Origin of the sequence: Streptomyces sp. YS-3, from assembly GCF_045257485.1 — a bacterium.
In the GTDB taxonomy this organism is placed as follows: domain Bacteria; phylum Actinomycetota; class Actinomycetes; order Streptomycetales; family Streptomycetaceae; genus Streptomyces.
On sequence record NZ_JBJHPC010000997.1, the window covers coordinates 1 to 1,365 of the forward strand.

The following is a 1,365-nucleotide window of genomic DNA, read 5'->3' on the forward strand; positions in this document are numbered from 1 at the left end:
GGCGGAGCTGCACGGGTCCCGGGGCGTCGCCGAACGGATCCGCCCGGTCCTCGCCTCCCTCGCCGACCCCGCGCTCGGCGTCCCGCAGGAGGGCCCCGAGCGCGACCGGGTGCGCGAGCTGCTCGCCGCCGCCGCCTCCGTGCTCGACGGGGCGGCCCGGGCGATCCGGCACGGCGAGGCCGTGCGCATCCCCCCTCCCGCCGAGGCGGCGCTGCGGACGCCCGACACCGGCGCCATCCTCACCGGGCCGGCCCGGCGCGCCGCCACCCGGCTGACCGCGTTCCTCGGCGACGTCATGGAAACGGCGGAGGGCACCGGCGGCGAGGGGACCGGACCGCTGTTGCGGCCCACCCTGCCCCGGCTCGTCCCGCTCGCCCTCGCCACCATGCGCAAGGAGCTGGGCCGCCGCGACTCCCCGGTCTTCCGGCACGCCGCCCGCGTCTGCGCGGTCGCCGCCACCGGCTACCTCCTCGGCAAGGCGCTGCCGCTCGGCCACGGCTACTGGGCGCCCATGGCCTCCGTCATGGTGATGCGCCCGGACTTCTCCCAGACGTACTCCCGCGCGGTCGCCCGTTTCGGCGGCACCCTCGTCGGCGTCGCCCTGGCCACCGGCCTCGTCCAGCTCACCCACCCGGGCCCGGGCCTGTCCGTCACGCTGGCGGTGATCTGCGCGTTCCTGATGTACCTGCTGATGCGTACGGGGTACGCGGCGGCCAGCGCGTGTGTCTCCGCGTATGTGGTCTTCCTGCTCGGCACCGGGGGCCTCCAGTGGACCCAGACCGTCCCTGACCGGGTGCTGCTGACGCTGGTCGGCGGGGTGCTGGCGATGGCCGCGTACGCGCTGTACCCGGCGTGGGAGACGCCCCGGCTGCGTACCCGGCTCGCGGACTGGCTGGCCGCCTGCGGGCGGTACGCGGCGGCCGTCACCGACCGGTACGCCGACCCGGCCGCCCCCGCCGGCCAGGTGCGCGAGGCGCTGCTCGACACCCGCGCGGCCCGGCTCGCCTGGCAGGAGGCGCTGGACCGGGCAACCCACGAGCCGGTGCGCCACCGGGGGCTGTCCAGGTCGGCGGCCGAGGACGCCGGGCGGGCGGTCGAGCAGCTCGGCCGGATCGCGATGCTGATGGAGGCGCACGTCCCCGAGAGCGGCGCGCCCCCGGTGCCGGCCGCCGCCGCGTTCGGCGGGGCGCTGCGCCGGGCCACCGAGCGGGGCGCGCGGGCGGTGCGGGAGCGCCGGGTGCCGCGGTGGGGCGAGGTGGAGGAGGCGCTGGCCGCGTGGGACGGCGAGGCGGGGCCCGACCGGTCGGACCGGGTGGTGCGCAAGGGCGCGGGCCTGCTGCTCGACCGTCTGGCGGAGCTCTCGGA

1 protein-coding gene is annotated in these 1,365 nt (G+C 78.5%); it reads left to right on the forward strand.

Going from position 1 to position 1,365, the window contains the following annotated elements:
- Positions 1-1,365: FUSC family protein (locus ACJA3G_RS37000; protein WP_406557391.1), on the forward strand; the 1,365-nt coding region annotated here is incomplete at both ends.